The sequence below is a fragment of the Streptomyces sp. PR69 genome, from assembly GCF_026420845.1.
GTDB lineage: Bacteria > Actinomycetota > Actinomycetes > Streptomycetales > Streptomycetaceae > Streptomyces.
In genome coordinates this window covers 40882-59147 of record NZ_JAOWCB010000002.1, presented here as the reverse complement: position 1 = coordinate 59147, position 18266 = coordinate 40882, and the positions used below count along the sequence as shown (strand labels likewise).

The following is an 18266-nucleotide window of genomic DNA, read 5'->3' as shown; positions in this document are numbered from 1 at the left end:
CGCCGCCCGCGTCGCCGGTCACGCCGGATCCAGCCCCAGCGCCCGGTCCCTGGCCGCCTCCGCGTCCCTGCGCAGCAGACGAAACCACATGAAGAGCACAAAGCCCGCGAAGACGAACCACTCGCCCGTGTAGCCCAGATTCTGGAACGCCTTCAGATCCAGTCCGCTGCCCTCCGGCGCGGCGGCCGGGACCGGCTTCAGACCTGGGTCGGCGGAGGTCAGCGTGACCCAGGCGTCGTACACGTCGTCCGGGACCAGATTCACCAGCGACGCCGCGCTGATCATGCCGAGCCGGCCGGGCGGCAGACCGCCGGCCGTGTGCGCGCCGTCCGCGCCGGCGGTCTCCGACGCCTGGAGCGCGCCCGTGACGGTCACCTCGCCGGCCGGGGCGGCCGGGGCCCGCTCCCCGTCCGCGAGCCAGCCGCGCACCACCGGCAGCGACCGGCCGCCGTCGGTCTTCAGCAGCGTCAGCACATAGCTGCCGCGCTCCCCGTCCAGCTCCCGCCCCGGCACCAGGAACTGCTCCCCGTACCGGCCGGTCGCCGTCGCCGCCCGGCCGGACGTCTCCTTGTCCACCGGCAGCAGCGTGTCCACCGGCACGGCCTGCTCGCCGGACGGGTCCGCGGCCTTCCGCTCGGCCTCCTGGTGGGTGTCGACGCGGTCCTCGAACTTCCCGAGCTGCCAGGAGCCCATGAAGACGCAGAAGGGGATCGCCAGCGCGACGAAGACGTTGATCCCCCACCAGCGGGGAGTCAGCAGGAACCGGTACACGCCTCCACGGTACGGAACGGCGCCGGGGCGGCGAGACCCGGGGCTCCGCCCCCGAACCCCGCTTTCCGGGGGCTCCGCCCCCGAACCCCCGCGCCTCAATCGCCGGCGGGGCTGGGTTGTGCTGGCCCTCCCGCCTCAATCGCCGGCGGGGCTGGGTTGTGCAGGCACTCCCGCCCCTCAAGTGCCGGCGGGGCTGGGTTCGACAGGGGGTCCGGGGGCGGAGCCCCCGGTTAACGTCTCCCCAGGTGGCGCTCGGTGAAGTCGATCTCCTTGGCCACCTGCTTGATCCGCTCCTCCACCACCAGCGAACCGTGCCCCGCCTCATAGCGGTACACCTCGTGCACCGCCCCCCGTGCCGCCAGCCGGTCGACGTAGTTCTCGACCTGGCGGATCGGGCAGCGGGGGTCGTTGACGCCCGCGGAGATATAGACGGGGGCGCGGACCTCGTCGACGTACGTCAGGGGGGAAGAGACGCGGAACCGCTCGGGGACCTCCTCGGGGGTGCCGCCGAAGAGGGTGCGGTCCATGGCCTTCAGGGCCTCCATCTCGTCGTGGTACGCGGTGACATAGTCGGCGACCGGCACCGCGGCGAGGCCGACCGCCCAGGCGTCGGGCTGGGTGCCCAGGCCGAGGAGGGTGAGATAGCCACCCCATGAGCCGCCGGACAGGACGAGCCGCGCGGGGTCGGCGAGGCCCGAGGAGACGGCCCATGCGCGCACCGCAGCGATGTCCTCCAGCTCGATCAGCCCGACCCGGTGCTTCAGGGCGTCGGTCCACTCGCGCCCGTAGCCGGTCGAGCCGCGGTAGTTGACCCGTACGACCGCGTACCCGTGGTCGACCCAGGCCGCGGGACCGGCGGCGAAGGAGTCGCTGTCGTGCCAGGTCGGGCCGCCGTGGATCTCGAAGACGGTCGGCAGCGGGCGGTCCGCCGGGGCGTCGGCCGGGCGCTGGACGAGGGTGTGGATACGGCCGCCGGGGCCGTCCACCCAGACGTCCTCGACCGGCACGGACGCGGGGGCCTTCGCACCCGGCGGGTCGAGCACCACACCACCCGCGGCGGAGCGCACGGCGGGCGGCTGGGCGGCCGAGGACCACAGATACTCGACCGCTCCGCCGGGGCGGGCCGTCGCGCCCGACACGGAGCCCCTGGGGGTCTCGATGCGGGTGAGGGCGTGGCTGCCCAGGTCGTAGCGCCACAGCTCGCCGCGGGCCTCGAAGCTGTGGCCGATCAGCAGCGCGGAGCCGTCGGCGTACCACTCGGCGCTGACATCGCCGGGCAGGTCGATCGCCAGCGCGGTCTCCTCGCCGGTGGCGACGTCCCAGATCACCGGCTCCCAGCGGCCGCGCCGCTGGTGCGCGATCAGCAGCCGGGCGTCCCCGGCGACCGGGGCGAAGCCGAGCACCTCAAGGCCCAGCTCCCTGGCGCCGCCCTCGGTGTCGTCGAGTTCCGCGACGAGCGAGCCGTCGAGCGTGACCACCCGGATCGCGGAGTGCATCGCGTCCCCGTGCTCGGTGTGCTCCAGCGCGATGAGCGTGCCGTCGTGTGAGAGGTCGCCGACCCCGGCCGACTCCCGGTGCCGGTAGATCTCGACCGGCTCCGCACCCTCCCGTACGACGTGGACGGTCGTCCCGTCCTCGTCCGTGGAGCGGCCGATCACGGCGAGGCCGTCGCGCCCGACCGCCAGCCCCGCGGGGTAGGACGGCGCGAGCCCCGGCGCGGCGGGCACGTCCTCGCCGCCGCCGAAGGGCTGGCGCATCCACAGCCCGAACTCGTCGCCATCGGTGTCTGAGAACCACCACACCCACTCGCCGTCCGGGGACAGCACGCCGTCCGTGGTGCCGTTGGGGCGGTCGGTGACCTGACGCTGCTCCCCGGCTGCCCGGTCCCAGGCGTACAGCTCATAGGTCCCGGTCGCGTTCGACACGAAGAGGGAACGGTCGGGTGCGTCCTCCGCCCACTCGGGCAGGGAGACGCGGGGGGCGCGGAATCGCTTCTCCCAGTCGGGCATGGGGAGGCTCATGGCATCGCTCATGCCCCCCATGTAACCCGATCGAAACCCGATCAGAGCAGTCAGTGCTCCTCAGAGGCCTCCCCGGACGCCTCCCCGGACGCCTCCCCGGACGCCTCCTCAGGCCCGTCACGCCGTGCCGCGGCGGCAGGCCGGGCGTTGCGGCCGCTCGGCGGGCCCGCCAGCAGATGGCGCGGGTCCGCCGCCCGCACGATCGCGGACTCGACCGCCGCCACCCGGTCCGCCAGCAGCCCGAGCGCGGCCACGGCGCGCGCCATCGGGTCGTCGTCCGCCCCGCCGAGAGCGCGGGCGCGCACATACAGCGCCTTGAGCTCCGCCCAGCGCGCCGCCTGCCGCGGGGTGAGCGAGCCGCGCAGCTCGGCCAGCTTGAGGAGGTTGGCCTCCGCGCCGCTGGTGAGGGTCTGCGCCTCGCTCGTGTAGTGGTCGTCGACGACGGCGGACAGCTCGGCCGCGTTCATCACCGGGCTGATCCGCTCCGCGATCTTGTTCATATTGCGGTAGGAGCCCTGGAGCTGGAACGGCGGCTCGGTGCGGGTGGCCTCGCTCTGCGCGGCGGAGGCGATATACGCCTCGTTGACGGCGAGCACCGTGCGCCGGGCGGTGAGCAGATGGCGCAGCACGGCGAGGACGCGCTCCAGCTCGGCGGGCGGGTACGGGTGGACCAGCCGGTCCCGCCGCGCCGTCGGGTCGCCGGAGGCGAGGCGCACCAGCAGGTCCAGGTCCGCGCGGTCGCGTCCGGCGAGCGGGGCGAGCACCGGGTTGGCGGTCAGGGCGTTCTCGACGAAGCTCAGCGCGAAGACGTCCTCCTTGCCGGTGAGCACCTCGCCGAGATTCCATACGTCGGCGCGGTTGGCGAGCATGTCGGGGATGCGGAAGCGCTGCCCTGACTCGGTGTACGGGTTGCCCGCCATGCACACGGCGAAGCGCTTGCCGCGCAGGTCGTAGGTGCGGCTCGCCCCGTTCCACACGCCCTCCATCCGGCGCTGCGCGTCGCACAGCAAGATGAACTTCTGCAGCAGTTCCGGCGAGGTGTGCTGGATGTCGTCCAGGTACAGCAGGATGTTGTTGCCCGCCTCCAGCGCGAAGTTGACCTTCTCGATCTCCTGGCGTGCGGTGGCGTTCGGGGCCTCGGCCGGGTCAAGGGAGGTGACCCGGTGGCCCAGAGCCGGGCCGTTGACCTTGACCAGGACGAGGCCGAGGCGGTCGGCCACATACTCCATCAGCGTCGTCTTGCCGTAGCCGGGCGGCGAGACGAGCAGCAGCAGGCCGTTGCTGTCGGTGCGCCTGGACTCTCCCGCCGTGCCGAGCTGCTTGGCCAGGTTGTCGCCGATCAGCGGCAGATACACCTCGTCGATGAGCCGGTTCCGCACGAACGCCGGCATCACCCGCGGCCGGTGCTCGTCCAGCCGCAGCCGCTCCCGCTCGGCGGCGGCCAGCGCGGTGCGGCGCTGCTGGTACGCGCGGAAGCCGGGCGTGACCCGCTCACGGAAGTGCCGGGTGCGGGCCAGCAGTTCATCCAGCCGGACGGTCATCCGGCCGCCCTGGCCGATCCTCGGGTGGCTGCCGAGGAGCCCCTCGACCGTCTCGGTCAGCGGGGCGTGGGACTCATAGCGGACGAGGTCGGGGCAGAGCTCGACGGCGACGGCCTCGGGGAGGTCGTCCGCCCCCGCGCCGCCGTGGGCGGTGGTGTACGCGGTGAGCCAGTTCTCCACCAGCTGGCGGCGGGCGTCGAGTCCGTCGAGCCCGTCGAGGTCCTTCTCGTACGCCGGAGTGCCCACGGCCCGGCGGAAGTCCGCTAGCAGCGTGCGGGCGGACGCGGCCGTGACGAAGCCCTCGGGGCCGGTCGTCAGCTCCTCGAAGAGATACTCGGCGCAGAGCGCGGCGTCGGCGCCGGCGTCCGTGTGCGTGCGGCGGCCGATCGCCTCCGCCAGTTCCCCGCGCAGCGCGTCGATCGCCGGGGCGAGTCCGAAGGTCTCACGGGCGCGTGCCATGGAGACCGCGCGGCGTGTGAAGTCCGCCCGCCCGGCCTCGTCCGTGCCGTGGGACCAGAACAGCTGGGCGGCCGCCCGCACGGCCGGCGGGTAGCGCAGCAGGCCCGCGGTCCGGGTCAGCCGCAGCAGGGCGGCCAGTATCAGCGTCGCGTCGTGGTCGTGGACGCCCCGCTCATAGCCCTCGTCGTACGCGGACTGGGCCGCCTCGCGCACCAGGGCGGCCAGATCCCCGGCCGCGGCGAGCGGCTGTGCGTCGTGCTCGGCCAGCAGCCGGGCCGCCAGATGCTCGGCGCGGTAGACGTCCGCGTTCTCCGACGGCAGGGACTGGCTCCAGTACGGGCGGGTGTCCGCGAACGCCGGGTCGCAGACGGGCGACCGGTAGTCCGTCCCCGTCAGGGCGAAGGCGAGGCCGTCGTCGCCGTGCGGCACCAGCGTCAGGTCGAACGGCTGGGTGTTCACCGCGAAGCGGTGGCGGCCCAGCCGGAGGGACGCGCCGCCGTCCGCGTACAGGTCGGCGCGGTCGCGCAGCGCCCGCGCCGCCTCCTGCCGGGCCGCCGTCAGCCGGCCGGCCAGCTCCTCCGCCCGTACGCCGTCGCCCAGTTCCCGCAGCTCCTCCGCGGTGCGGCGGACCTTGGCGACCATCGGGTCGGAGGCGAAGTAGGCGCTGACCGCCTCGGCGCCGTCCAGCGCGGCGGCCCGCCGGCCGATCGTCTCCAGCACCCGCGCCGCCGACTCCGCGAGCCGCTCCGCGCGCCGGGCACGGGCGTCCTGAAGCGTCTGCTTGCGCGCCGAGAACGCCTCGTACAGCTCGGTGCGGCGGCCGCCCAGCTCGCTGAGGAAGTCGTCGTGCTCGGCGAAGCGGGACTCCAGATTCTCCAGCTGGAGCAGCAGCGCGGACAGCTGCTCGTCGCTCGCCTCCGGGGTGTCGGCGGCGGCCAGCGCGCCCGCCGCCGACTGGCCCAGCAGCGCCAGTTCGGCCGCGAACTCCGCCCGCCCCTCGCGCTCCAGCAGCTCCCGGCGGCGGCCGTCCAGCACGGCCCGCGCCCGGTTGACGCCCCCGAGGACCTCGGCGATCCGCTCCAGGATGGCGGTGCGCACCACGGCGTCGCCCATGTCCAGACCGGCCACCACGTCGGTGACCGTGCGCAGCGCCGCGGCCTGTCCGTCCAGCTCGTCGGCCACCGGGGCAGCCTCGGCGACCGTGTCGATCGCCCCCGCCCGCTCGGCCAGCGCCGCCACGTCCGTGTGGTAGTCGTCGAAGGCGTCCGCACGGCTGAGGAACGCTGCCGCGCGCTGGGCGAACGACGCGATGTCGGCGTCCGTGTCCGCGGACAGCGCGTCGATGCGGCCGGTGTCCGCGTACCGCATGTCCTTGAGGGTGAGCAGTGCGCCCTGGGCATGGCGCAGTTCGGTCAGCCCGGCGACCCAGCCGGCCGCGCCGCGCGGGGCTTCGCCGCGCATCCGGCGCACCAGCGCGGCGATCCGCCCGGCGCAGGCGTCCAGCGCCTCCGCGGCCTGCGCGGTCAGCGTCTGGACCGTCTCGAACTCCGCGAGCACCTGCTCGGCCGTCGCCCGCATCTCGGCGAGCGGGGTGCGCAGATCGCCCGCCTCCGCGTCGCCGAGCCAGTGGTAGGCGTCCGCGGTGCGGGTGCAGGCGGCGAGCAGCGCACGGTACACGCCGGTCGTCGGGGCGGTCTCGGCGACGGAGCGCGCGAGGGAGAGGCAGTCGGAGATGCCGCGTACCAGGTCGGCGTTGCCGATCCGGGCGAGCGGGCCCTCACCCGCCGGGCGCGCGGCGGCATAGGTGTCGGAGACGTACGGCGAGGTCCAGCGCTGCAGCGGGTGCACGCGCGCGGGCTCGTCGGAGTCGGCGCGCAGCACCAGCAGCGTGCCGTCGTCGAAGACCGCGTAGCCGTGGCAGGTCAGCGGGGCGGCGACCGCCTTGCGGATCACGTTGTACGGCAGGAGCAGACTGCGGCCCTCCACGCGCGCGTGGAACGCGTACAGCACGTCCTCGCCGTTGGGCGAGCGCACCGTCCGCTCGAATTCGAGGGAGGCGATCAGCTCCGCGTCGAGGTCGAAGGTGCGGGCCGTGGCGGTGGCGGCCAGATAGTAGCCGCCCGGGAAGACGATGCCCTGGTCCTCGGGGAGCCTGCGGCACGCCTGCCCGATCCCGTCGAGCCGTACGACCGTCTTGGTGGCGGTGTTGTAGACGAGGTGGCGGTGGGCCTCCTCCTTGTACGGGCGGATGCGCAGCAGCACCAGCGGGCCCACGCGCGCGTGGGCGACGTCCGCGTCGCCGAGGGACTGCAGCGGCTCGTCGACCGGCTCGGCGTAGACGCCCTCGCCGGTCTCGGTGTTGTCCTCGACCTTGACGGTGAGGGTGCCGCCGACGGTCTCGACGAACACCTCGCCGCCGATGGAGATATGCGGGTGGCGGCCCAGGACGTGGTCGTCGCGGGTGGCCGGGATCCACTCGAAGTCATGGGACGGCGGGAAGACATGGTCGCGCTCGCCGCGCGCGTCCAGGAACTCCGCCTCGCCGGACGGGCCGAGCGCCCAGCGCAGCACCCGGATGTCGCCGGCCTGCTCGCCGGTCTGGAAGACGGCGAGCAGCTTGCCGTCCACCCGGCGCAGCTGGAGCAGATGCGCCTGCCGGTAGTAGCGGTACAGCGCCTCGAACTCGCGCAGGAACGCCGGGTCGTCGAGCAGCCCGGGCACCGCGTCGTCGGGCAGCCGGTTCAGCTCGGCGTCATGCAGGGCGAAGACGTCGGCCACGGACGTCTGCGGCTTGAGGCCGAGGAAGACGTTGTACCCGAAGAGGAGTCGGTCCTCGCCGACGGAGACGATGTCGCGGGGCACGCAGCTGTTCTCGGTACGGATCCGCTCGGCGCCGGCCAGCTTCAGCTCCATCGAGCCGAACGTCTCGACGCGCCGCGCGTTCAGCTCCTCGGCCCGCCGCGCCAACTCCCCGGCCTGCGCCCCGAGCCGCTCGCGCAGCACCTCGTATGTGCCGGTGTCGAGCTGGGGCGCGGTCTGCGTGGTGGTCATGGTGGTGGTGGTCGCTTCCTGCGAGTCGGACCGTGTCAAAGGTGGTGGGGCGGGCGGGTTTGTTCCCCAGCCCCGCCCCCTACGCCCCGGGGGCGTGGGGGGACCCCACTTCCCGTAACTGGGGGCTCCGCCCCCAGACCCCCCTTCGGGGGGAGGGGAGGGGAAACCCCCGCCCCGCCCCTCCCCCCGTCGTCAGGGCCCGGCCCCACCCCCGTTGCGGGGGCCGGGCCCCGACCCCCGGCGTCAGACCTGAACCCTGCCGTTCAGGTCCGCCGGGGAGTCCGCACCCCCGTCACCGCCACCCTCCGCGGCCAGCTCCGCCACCGGCATGTCCGCCACCCCGAGCCGCTCCGCCGCCTGAAGCAGCTGCTGGAGCTGCCCGCCCAGCCGGCCGCCCGCGTCGCCGGACTTCATCAGCCGCATCAGCAGCGCGGACACGGTCAGGTTCTGCACATCGCCGGTGGTCACCGACCCGAGCACCCGCGTCAGGTCCGCGGTGAAGTCCGCGGTGCCGTCCAGCCACGGCTTGGCCAGGGTCTGCGCGGTCGACGAGTTCCGCACAAAGCCGTCCACGCTCTTGCCGAGGGAGATCGACGACATCAGCCGGTCGAAGAAGACGGACTCGCCGCCCACGATGGAGATGTCCGCGCCCTCCAGTCCGGTCGCGACCACCGACGCCTGCGCCTCGGCGATCTGGCGCTGTGCGTCGAGTCCGGCCAGCCGGATGTCCTTCTCGGCCTCCAGGCGCAGCCGGTACTCCTCGTGTCCGCGGGATGCCTCGTCGAGCGCGGCCATGGCGGCCGCCTTCTCGGTGAGGCCCGCGGCCTCGGCCTTCAGCTTCTCGGCGACCGCGGCGGCCTCCGCCGCGCCCTTGGCCCGTACGCCCTCGGCCTCGGCGAGCAGCCTTGCCTGCGCGGCCTCCGCCTCGGCGCGCCCGGCCTTCTCGATGGCGTCGGCCTCCTTCTCGCGTACCTGCACCGCCGCGAGGCCGGCCGCGGCCGCCTCCGCCTGGATGCCTTCGGCGAGGCGCAGCTTGGCCTGGGCGTCGAGGTCCGCGGACTTCACCCGGGCCTCGGCGAGGGTGACCTCTTCGGCCGCCCGGTGCACCGCGGCCTGCTCGGCCGCCTCCGCCGCCTTGATGTCCTTGACCAGCTTCTCCTGGGCCTCCGCCTCGGCCGCGATGATGACGGCCTGGCGCTCGCGCTCGGCTTCTTCGACCGCGCGGAGCTTCTTGATGGACTCCTCCTGCTCGGCGACCGTGCGGTCCACCGCGACCCGCTCCCGGATGACCTCCGCGATCTCGCGGCGCTCCGCCTCGACCTCCTTCTCCGCGGAGATCCGGGTGAGCTCCGTCTCCCGTTCGCGGGCGATGACTTCGAGCAGCCGGTCCTTCTCGATCCGCTCGTTCTCGATGGCGATGACGCGCTCGCGGTTCTTCGCGGCGACCTCGACCTCACGCGTCTGGTTCTCGCGCTGGACGCCGAGCTGCTCCTCGGTCTTGAGGAAGGCACTCTGGGCGCGCAGCCGCTCTTCCTCGACCACGCGGGCGGTCTCGGCCTCCTCGCGCGCCCGTACGGTCTCGATCTCCCGCCGCTGCTTGATCTCCGCGTCGGCCTGCCGGCGCTCCAGCTCCAGGATGGCCTCGCGGGCGTCGACGTTCTGCCGGGTGATCTCCTTCTGCTCGGTCTGCCGGAACTCGTTGGTGCGGACGTGCTCGGCGGAGGTCAGCTCGGTGATCTTCCGGATGCCCTGGGCGTCCAGGATGTTGTTGTCGTCGAGCTGGCCGATCGGCGTCTGCTCCAGGTAGTCGATCGCCGCGTCTTCGAGGCTGTAGCCGTTCAGATCGGTGCCGACGACCTGGATGATGCGGTCCCGCAGCTCATCGCGCTTGGTGTAGAGGTCGGTGAAGTCCATCTGCTTGCCGACGGTCTTCAGCGCCTCGGAGAACTTGGCGTTGAACAGCTCCTGCAGCGTGGCCTTGTCGCTGGCGCGGGCCGTGCCGATGGCCTGGGCGACCCGGATGACGTCCTCGACGGTCTTGTTGACCCGGACGAAGAAGGAGATCCGGATGTCGGCGCGGATGTTGTCGCGGCAGATCAGCCCGTCGCTGCCGGTCCGCGAGATGTCGATGGTCTTCACCGAGATGTCCATGACCTCGGCCTTGTGCAGGACGGGCAGCACGATCTGACCGGTGAAGGTGACGTCGACCTTGCGCATCTTGGAGACGATGAGCGCCTTGCCCTGCTCCACCTTGCGGAAGAGGCGGGTGATCACCAGCAGCAGACAGAAGGCGATGAGCAGGACGACGGCGGCGAACACGCCGACGCCCCAGGAGATGGCATCCATGAGGAATCCTCGGTGGTGAGGTGAGCGGAGAGCTTGAGAGGGGGACGGAGCCCGGTCGTCGCCGCCGTCTGCCGACGGCGGCAGGGGCGTTGGGGACCGGTCAGGGCTGTTGCGGCTCGGCTGCCTCAGGCGGCCGACTCGAGGGAGCCGTACGGCGAGACCCAGAAGAACTCGCCGTCCTCGTCGTATGCGTAGAGCAGCCCGGTGGACCCGGCGGCGAGCCCCGTGGGGTCCTCGCGCAGATCGTGTTCGGCCAGTCTGACCTGTACGAGGGCGGTGGCGCCGTCCTCGGCGACGACCTCTGCCTGGCCGAAGGCCGTATCCACCCGTCCGGTGCGGATGGTGCAGGTCCGGCCGATGAAGTCCTGGCGCGACGGCCCGCGTTCGTCGGGGAGGAGCTTCGCCAGCGGGCGCAGCAGCCCGCGGGTGAGCACCCAGGCGGCAAGCGCGGCGGCGAGGAGGAGACCGCAGGCGAGCGTGGCGTAGACGCCTCCGGTGAGCCCGGAGCGGCGCAGCGGCACGGCGCCCGCGAGGCTGACGAACCAGCCGGTCACAATCAGGAGGGAGGCGGCGACGGCGACCGGGACTCCGGCGAGCCCGGCCGCGGGGCCCGCGCCCACGTCGCCGTCGAAGGCGTCGTGTTCGGCGGCGCCGAGCAGGACCAGCAGCCAGAAGCCGGCGACGACGACGAGAGCGGCGCTGAACAGGACGGTGGGGAAGGCGAAGGAGGCCGACAGGAACTCGTTCACGTCACTCCCCTCATGCCATGGGCCTGCTCAGGCCATGGCAGACCGTTGCCGAATCACTGCATCGGGGGTTCCGTTTCCCCGCTGCCCTTCCATGGTGACAGCGGGGAACGGTCGTACGCATTGCCGGATACCGGCAATCTTTACGGGTGCTTAATGCCGGTCCCGCCGTACGGCGCACGGTGTGACGCCCCGTCCGGGGCGGTGTCCGGGGCGGCGACGGCGAGGGCCGCGGCACAGCCCGCCGGCGCGGGCAGATCGGCCAGCAGCCAGCCGTTCTGCGGGGCCGGCCGGGGGCCCGTGCCCACATACCTCAGCGTGAGGTCCTCGTTGAGGCCCGCGCCCGTCCCCTTCAGCAGCGCCTCCTTGCGGGTCCAGCAGCGCGCGAAGGCGGCCGTCAGCTCGGCGGGCCGGTCCAGGCGGTGGAGCAGCCTCAGTTCGCCGCGCTCCGCGGGGTGCAGCTGCTCGGCCACGTCGAGAGCCGTGGCAGGGGTGGGGAGCGTCTCGACGTCGATGCCCACGGCCCGTTCCGCGAGGGCGATCAGCACCGCGTCATGGGCGTGGGAGAGCGAGAAGTGGACGGGGTCGCCCGGCACATGGGGCCGTCCGTGCGGACCGCCGCAGCCGACGCAGGGGCGGCGCGCCAGCTTCACCTCCGCCGGGGGCAGGCCGAGCCGCTCGCCGAGCAGTTCACGCAGCGTCACATGGGCGACGGCGTAGGTGTCGCGGTCGCGGTCATGGACGAAGGCCGTCAGCCGGGCGGTCTCCTCGGCGTCGAGGATGTCCCGGCGAGCGAGGGCGTGCGCGCGGTGGTCGGCGGTCAGGCCCGACCACACCAGCTCGACGCCTGGCAGGGGGCGGGCCGGCTCAAGGGGGGTGCGCGTGCTCATGGCCGTACCCCCTCGCTCACGGTCTCGCCCTGTCCGTCCGCCCGTCCGTCCGCCTGGCCGCCTGTCTGTGCGCCGGCCTGTCCGGTGGCCTGCTCGACGGCCTGGGCGCTGGCTTGGGCGTCGGCCTGGGTGTCGGCCTGGGCGCCGGCCGCCGCCGCGGTCTGCGGCACGGCGGCCGCGCGCTGCCCGATCCGGGCGGTCAGCCGGGTGGCCACCGGCTCGGTGTAGCGGGCGGCCAGCGGCCCGGCGATCACCAGGATCAGCACATACGCGGTCGCCAGCGGGCCGAGCGACGGCTCGATCCCGGCGGTGACGGCGAGCCCCGCGATGACGATGGAGAACTCGCCGCGCGCGACCAGCGTTCCGCCGGCCCGCCACCGTCCCTTGGCGGAGATCCCGGCCCGGCGCGCCGCCCAGTATCCGGTGGCGATCTTCGTACCGGCCGTGACCACGGCGAGGGCGAGGGCGGGCAGCAGCACCGGGGGAATGCTGGCGGGGTCGGTGTGCAGCCCGAAGAAGACGAAGAACACCGCGGCGAACAGATCGCGCAGCGGGCTGAGCAGATTGTGCGCGCCCTCTGCCACCTCGCCGGACAGGGCGATGCCGACCAGGAACGCGCCGACGGCCGCGGAGACCTGGAGCTGCTGGGCGATCCCGGCGACCAGCAGCGTCAGACCCAGGACGACGAGCAGCAGCTTCTCCGGGTCGTCGCTGGAGACGAAGCGGGAGATGAGACGGCCGTAGCGGACGGCCAGGAACAGCACGAGCCCCGCCACGCCCAGCGCGATGGCGAGGGTGAGACTGCCCGCCGCCAGGCTCACCCCGGCGAGCAGGGCGGTGATGATCGGCAGATAGACGGCCATGGCCAGGTCTTCCAGGACCAGGATGCTCAGGATCACCGGGGTCTCCCGGTTGCCCAGCCGTCCCAGATCGCCCATCACCTTGGCGATGACGCCGGAGGACGAGATCCAGGTGACGCCGGCGAGTACGACGGCGGCGACCGGCCCCCACCCCAGGAGCAGAGCCATCGCCGCGCCGGGCAGGGCGTTGAGGCAGGCGTCGACGAGACCGGCGGGGTACTGGGTCTTGAGGTTGGTGACCAGGTCCGTGGCCGTGTACTCCAGGCCGAGCATCAGCAGCAGAAGGATGACGCCGATCTCGGCGCCGATCGCCACGAACTCCTCGCTCGCGCCCAGCGGCAGCAGACCGCCCTTGCCGAAGGCCAGCCCGGCGAGCAGATAGAGCGGGATGGGCGAGAACCGGAACCGCCCCGCGAGACGGCCGAGCAGCCCGAGACCGAGGATGATCGCACCGAACTCGATCAGAAAGACGGCGGATGAGTGCATGCGGTCACTCCCGCCCGAGTATCGCGGCGGCGGCCTCCGCGCCCTCGCGGGTGCCGATGACGATGAGGATGTCGCCGCCGGCCAGCCGGAAGTCCGGGCCGGGCGAGGGAACCGCCCCGGCCCGGCGGAGCACCGCGACGATCGACACCCCCGTCTCGGTCCGCATCCGCGTCTCGCCCAGCAGCCGCCCGTTCCAGTGCGAACCCGACGACAGCTCGACGCGCTCCGCCACCAGGCCGAGATCGGTGGTGGACAGCAGGTTCGGACTGTGATGAGACGGCATCAGCGCGTCGATCAGGGCCTCGGCCTCACCGGCGGTCAGCTTCACCGACAGCGCGCACTCATCCGGGTCGTCGCCGTGGTAGGCGTTGAGGATGCGCCCGCCGTCGCGGTGCGCGACCACGGAGAGCCGACGGTGCTCACGGGTCGTCAGGTCGTACCGTACGCCGATTCCCGGCAGAGGCGTACGGCTCAGTCTCGGCGCTCCCACCCGTGTCTCCCAGTCTCTGTGTGCCTGCGCCCGTGCTTGTGCTTGGGCATGTGTCTGTGCCGCTGTGCGTTTCCGCGCTTCGTCGCCCGGCAGAATGCCCTTCACCCTAACGGCGGACGCGTCGCAGGCCCCGGGAGGACGAGGGCTGCGGCTGGGCGGACGATGGCGGCATGCGCACTCCCGCCGTGTCCGCCGCCCTGAGGGACAGCCTCGCGACCCTCTACCGGGATCTGCACGCCCACCCAGAGCTGTCCTTCGAGGAGACGCGAACCGCCTCGGTCGTCGCGGAGCGGCTGGCACGGCTGGACGGGGTACGGGTGACCACCGGGGTCGGCGGTACAGGGGTGGTGGGAGAGCTGGCGAACGGCGACGGGCCGCACATCCTGCTGCGCGCCGACATCGACGCGCTCCCGGTCCAGGAGCGGACCGAGCTGCCGTACGCCAGTGAGACGGCGGGCGTGATGCACGCGTGCGGCCACGATGTGCACGTGGTGTGCCTGCTGGGCGCGCTTGAGCTGCTCGCAGGCACCCGCGACGGCTGGTCGGGCAGGGTCACGGCCGTCTTCCAGCCCGGGGAGGAGGTGGGCGGGGGAGCCCAGGCGGTGATCGACGACGGGCTGCTGGCCGGGACCACGGAGACCCCGGACATCGTGCTCGCGCAGCATGTGGCGCCGTTTCCGGCGGGCACCGTCGGCTGCCACGCGGGGCCGACCCTCGCCGCCGAGGACATTGTGAAGATCACCCTGTACGGGCGGGGCGCGCACGGTTCGCGCCCCGAGGCGTCGGTTGACCCCGTGGTGCTGGCGGCGGCGACCGTGATGCGGCTGCAGACGGTGGTGTCGCGGGAGATCGCGGGAGGGGACACGGCGGTCCTCACGGTCGGCGCGATCAACGCGGGCGTGCGGGCCAATGTGATCCCGGACGAGGCAGAGCTGAAGCTCAGCATCCGCACCTTTACGGCGCAGGTGCGCGAGCGGGTGCTCGCCGCCGTGGAACGCATCGCACGGGCCGAGGCGGCGGCGTCCGGCGCGGACCGCGAGCCGCTGGTCACACTCCTGCAGAGCTTTCCGGCGCTGGTGAACGACGAGCAGGCGACGGAGCGGACGGCGGGGGCGTTCCGCCGCCACTTCGGCGAGCTGAGCGTCTTTGACCCCGGCCCGGCGACGGGCAGCGAGGACTGCGGCGTGCTGGGCACGGCCCTCGCCGCGCCGGTCTGCTACTGGTTCATCGGCGGCACGGACCCGGAGGCGTACCGCAGGGCGGCCGCGGAGGGCACGACGGACCGCGATGTCCCGGCCAACCACTCGTCGCGCTTCGCGCCGGTCGTCGAGCCCACGCTCACCACGGGCGTCGAGGCGCTGACGACGGCGGCGCTGACCTGGCTGGCCCCGTCATGATCGGGCCGTCTCTGTGCCCGGCTGGGCCGTCTCTGTGCCCGGCTGGGCCGCCTCCGTACCCGGCCGGGTCGTCTCCGTACCCGGCTGAGGCGCCGCCGTGCGCGGCGTGACCCGCGAGCGTCTGATCGCCGCCTCGCCGGCGGTGCTGCTGGTGCTGTACTTCACCATGCCCTTCGACGGCCTCGGCCCGCGCCGCCCGGCGCTCAGCTGGACGCTGTTCGCGCTGTCGCTGACCCTGGTCGCCGTCCTGCTGACCGCCCACATCCGCGACATCCACCTGCAGCGCACGGGCGCCACCCACCCCGGCATCGCCATCCCGGCACTGATGGTTCTGACGGTCCTGGTCTTCGCAACCGCCTACCACGCCTTGGCCGACGACCCCCACGCGCTTCCGGGCCTTGGCACCCGCCTGGACGCCCTCTATTTCACAGTCGTCACCCTGGCCACGGTGGGCTACGGAGATATCTCCCCCGAGAGTCAGTCGGCGCGGCTGGTCGCCCTCCTGAACATCGTCTACAACCTGGTTTTCCTCACCGCGGCGGCCACCACCCTGACCCGCTACTACCGCACGCGCCTCGCCGCCCGCCGCGGCGCGCTGCCGCAGAACGAGTGAACCAGCGCGCGCGGCGTACGGCGTACGGCGTCAGTTCGCCTCGCAGCCGATCCCGTCGTTGTCACGGTCGAGTCCGTGCGGGTCATTCGACCCGACCCATACCGGCCCCGGGAGATCGGCGCAGTCCAGATCGGGACCCGGGGGCGGCCCCGGCGGCAGCCCGCCGGGATTCGAGGTCGCCGGCGGCTCGGGCTCAGGCTCAGGCACGGGAGCCGGTTCCGGGGGAGGTGGTGGCTCAGGCACGGGAGCCGGTTCCGGGGGAGGTGGTGGCTCAGGCACGGGAGCCGGTTCCGGCGGCGGCTTCGGCGGTGCGGCGGGGCAGGCCGACCAGAGACCGGCCTCCGCGGCGCGCGCTGCGTCACCGGCGTCGGAGATCTTGACCCAGTGCTTGTCGTTGGGCGGATAGCGGACGGCCTCGGCATGCCCGCTGCGAACCAGGGATTCGTTGACGAACTCGTCCTGTTCGTTCCACACGTACAGCACATAGCGGTCGTACGGGTCCTTGAGCTCGATGTCCTGCTCGATGCGGACGGTCTCGCCGACCGGCAGCAGCTCGGCGATGCGGTCGGTCGCCTCGTCGCCGAAGCAGGCGTCCTTCTCCGGCGCGTCGATGGAGGCGAGGCGCACCCGCGAGGTCTCGTCCTCCGGGAGGATGTCGCCGGTTCCGCGGAGGTCGACCGTGTCGCCGTCGATGATCCGCACGACGACGGGTCCCGCCGGTGCGCGGTCCTCGGCGGGCTGCTGTTCTTCGGCGGGCGGCTCCTCGACAGGCTCCGCCGGCTCGACGGCGGGCTCCTCCTGCCTGACGTTCTCCGTTCCGGAGCCGGAGTCGTCACCTCCGCCCAGGAGGGCTCCCAGCCCTCCGAGCGCCAGCACGGCGACGAGCCCGGCGATGATGGCCAGCAGCAGCGGGTGCCTGAACCGCCGGGGCTCCCCCGGCTCAGGCGACTGCGGTTGGCTGCGCCGCCAGGCTTCCGGGTCGGGACGGGATGAAGGGCCCATGACGCGCGCCCTGCCATCAGGGACGATCTGCCTGCACAGCCCATCCTACGACTGCGGCCCGTCCTCCTCCTCGTCGCCGTCCCCTTGGCCGCCCGCCGTCGTCTCCTCCACGTACAGCCGCCGGTACTTGGCGTTCCGGAGCTTGAGCAGCACGCTCGCGGCCACCGCGGCGGCGACCGAGCCCAGCAGGACGGCGGACTTGATCGGCTCGACCTCGCCGGGGCCGGGGTACGCCAGCTCGGCGATGAGCAGGGAGACGGTGAAGCCGATGCCCGCCAGTACGGAGATGGCGAAGACGTCCTCCCACTCCAGATCCGGGTTGAGGCGGGCACGGCTGAACCGCACGGCCAGATACGCGCCGATGAAGATGCCGAGCGTCTTGCCGACGGCCAGGCCGATCGTCACACCCAGCGGCTCCGGACTGCTGACGACATTCCACAGGCTCTCGCCAGAGATCGGCACCCCCGCCGAGAACAGGGCGAACACCGGAACCGCCAGCCCGGCGGAGACCGGCCGCACCAGACGCTCGATGTGTTCGGCCGTGCCGCGCTCCGGCCCCCCGTCACCGGGAACGGGGCTCCGGGTGCTCACCCGGAGCATCAGCCCCATCGCGACGCCCGCGACGGTGGCATGGACCCCGCTGGCGTACATCAGCGCCCAGGTGACGAGCGCCAGCGGCACATACCAGTACCAGCCGTGGACCCTCCGGCGGTGGTGCAGCCAGTAGAACAGCCCGAGCCCGGCCGCGGCCCCGGCGAGCGCCGCGAGGTCGATGCTCGCGGTGAAGAACAGGGCGATGATGATGATCGCGCCCAGATCGTCGACCACGGCGAGCGTGAGGAGGAAGGCGCGCAGCGCCGAGGGCAGATGGGTGTCGATCACCGCCAGCACGCCGAGGGCGAAGGCGATGTCGGTCGCCATCGGCACGGCCCAGCCGGCCCAGGTGCCGCCCGCCGGCACGGAGACCAGCCCGTACACCAGGGCCGGGACCGCCATCCCGCACACCGCGGCGACGACCGGCAGCACGGCCGTGGCCGGGCGGCTGAGATCGCCGGTCACCAGCTCGCGCTTCAGCTCCGCGCCCGCGACGAAGAAGAAGATGGTGAGCAGACCGTCCGAGGCCCAGTGCGCGACCGACAGATCGAGCCCCAGGGCCGGTATTCCGAAGTGGGCGTCGCGCACGGTCTCGTACGCGGCACTGGCCGGGGAGTTGGCCCAGATCAGCGCGGCTGCCGCGGCCGCAAGCAGCAGCATGCCGCCGAACGTCTCGGTGCGCAGGACGTCGGCCAGGAGCATCCGCTCCGCCTGCTCGGGCCGGCGGAGGAACAGCCCCCTCGAACCGTTCGCCCGGCTCATCGCCGCCTCGCGCGACTGCGGTATGCCGGGCGCCTGGCCCCGTCGGCGTACGGCTGGGCGAGATCGTGTGCACGCATGGCGGCTCCCCGACGCGTGGACGCCTGTCGACGCACTGCTCCCGGCTCCATGTGCCGTGAGTGGCCCTGGTGACGTTCGGTGTGCCTGGATCTGGACCGTACCCGCGCGGGCCCGCCTGATCCACCCCATGTCCGCGGCCTGTCGCCCGTCTGGACTCCA

At 73.0% G+C, this 18266-nt stretch carries 12 protein-coding genes; 2 read left to right on the top strand and 10 right to left on the bottom strand.

Annotated elements, in window-relative coordinates; genetic code table 11:
* Nucleotides 1-18 precede the first annotated feature (18 nt).
* The 8 genes from OF819_RS01955 to OF819_RS01920 form a co-directional block, all read right to left on the bottom strand.
* The gene (locus OF819_RS01955) at nucleotides 19-771 is read right to left on the bottom strand and encodes an SURF1 family protein (RefSeq protein WP_267241523.1); all 753 of its coding nucleotides are present in this window, start codon (nucleotides 769-771) and stop codon (nucleotides 19-21) included.
* Between the two features lie 230 nt (nucleotides 772-1001).
* On the bottom strand, nucleotides 1002-2813 hold the full coding sequence (locus tag OF819_RS01950) for a S9 family peptidase (RefSeq protein ID WP_267241522.1): 1812 nt from the start codon (nucleotides 2811-2813) through the stop codon (nucleotides 1002-1004).
* Between the two features lie 29 nt (nucleotides 2814-2842).
* A complete protein-coding gene (locus OF819_RS01945) occupies nucleotides 2843-7843 on the bottom strand; it encodes a DNA repair ATPase (RefSeq protein ID WP_267241521.1) in 5001 nt (1666 codons plus the stop codon).
* 243 nt (nucleotides 7844-8086) lie between these two features.
* Nucleotides 8087-10189, bottom strand: a complete 2103-nt coding sequence (locus OF819_RS01940; protein ID WP_267241520.1) for an SPFH domain-containing protein — start codon at nucleotides 10187-10189, stop codon at nucleotides 8087-8089.
* Nucleotides 10190-10314: 125 nt separating this feature from the next.
* Nucleotides 10315-10938 carry a hypothetical protein gene (locus OF819_RS01935; protein WP_267241519.1) on the bottom strand — a complete coding sequence of 208 codons (624 nt, stop codon included), beginning with the start codon at nucleotides 10936-10938 and terminating at the stop codon, nucleotides 10315-10317.
* 140 nt (nucleotides 10939-11078) lie between these two features.
* Nucleotides 11079-11825 carry a 4'-phosphopantetheinyl transferase family protein gene (locus OF819_RS01930; protein ID WP_267241518.1) on the bottom strand — a complete coding sequence of 249 codons (747 nt, stop codon included), beginning with the start codon at nucleotides 11823-11825 and terminating at the stop codon, nucleotides 11079-11081.
* Nucleotides 11822-13171 carry a cation:proton antiporter gene (locus tag OF819_RS01925; protein ID WP_267241517.1) on the bottom strand — a complete coding sequence of 450 codons (1350 nt, stop codon included), beginning with the start codon at nucleotides 13169-13171 and terminating at the stop codon, nucleotides 11822-11824. The genes OF819_RS01930 and OF819_RS01925 overlap by 4 nt, the downstream gene beginning before the upstream one ends.
* 4 nt (nucleotides 13172-13175) lie before the next feature.
* Nucleotides 13176-13661 (bottom strand): TrkA C-terminal domain-containing protein, encoded by a 486-nt coding sequence (locus OF819_RS01920; RefSeq protein ID WP_267241516.1) that lies wholly within the window; start codon nucleotides 13659-13661, stop codon nucleotides 13176-13178.
* 170 nt (nucleotides 13662-13831) lie between these two features.
* On the opposite strand from OF819_RS01920, the gene OF819_RS01915 reads away from it, so the two are divergent.
* The gene (locus tag OF819_RS01915; protein ID WP_267241515.1) at nucleotides 13832-15058 is read left to right on the top strand and encodes an amidohydrolase; all 1227 of its coding nucleotides are present in this window, start codon (nucleotides 13832-13834) and stop codon (nucleotides 15056-15058) included.
* Nucleotides 15059-15164: 106 nt separating this feature from the next.
* A complete protein-coding gene (locus OF819_RS01910; protein ID WP_323748887.1) occupies nucleotides 15165-15671 on the top strand; it encodes a potassium channel family protein in 507 nt (168 codons plus the stop codon).
* Between the two features lie 30 nt (nucleotides 15672-15701).
* Here the strand turns inward: OF819_RS01910 and OF819_RS01905 are convergent, their stop codons facing one another.
* On the bottom strand, nucleotides 15702-16673 hold the full coding sequence (locus OF819_RS01905; RefSeq protein WP_267241514.1) for a thermonuclease family protein: 972 nt from the start codon (nucleotides 16671-16673) through the stop codon (nucleotides 15702-15704).
* A 45-nt stretch (nucleotides 16674-16718) separates the two neighbouring features.
* Nucleotides 16719-18029, bottom strand: a complete 1311-nt coding sequence (gene nhaA, locus OF819_RS01900) for a Na+/H+ antiporter NhaA (protein ID WP_267241513.1) — start codon at nucleotides 18027-18029, stop codon at nucleotides 16719-16721.
* Nucleotides 18030-18266 lie beyond the last annotated feature (237 nt).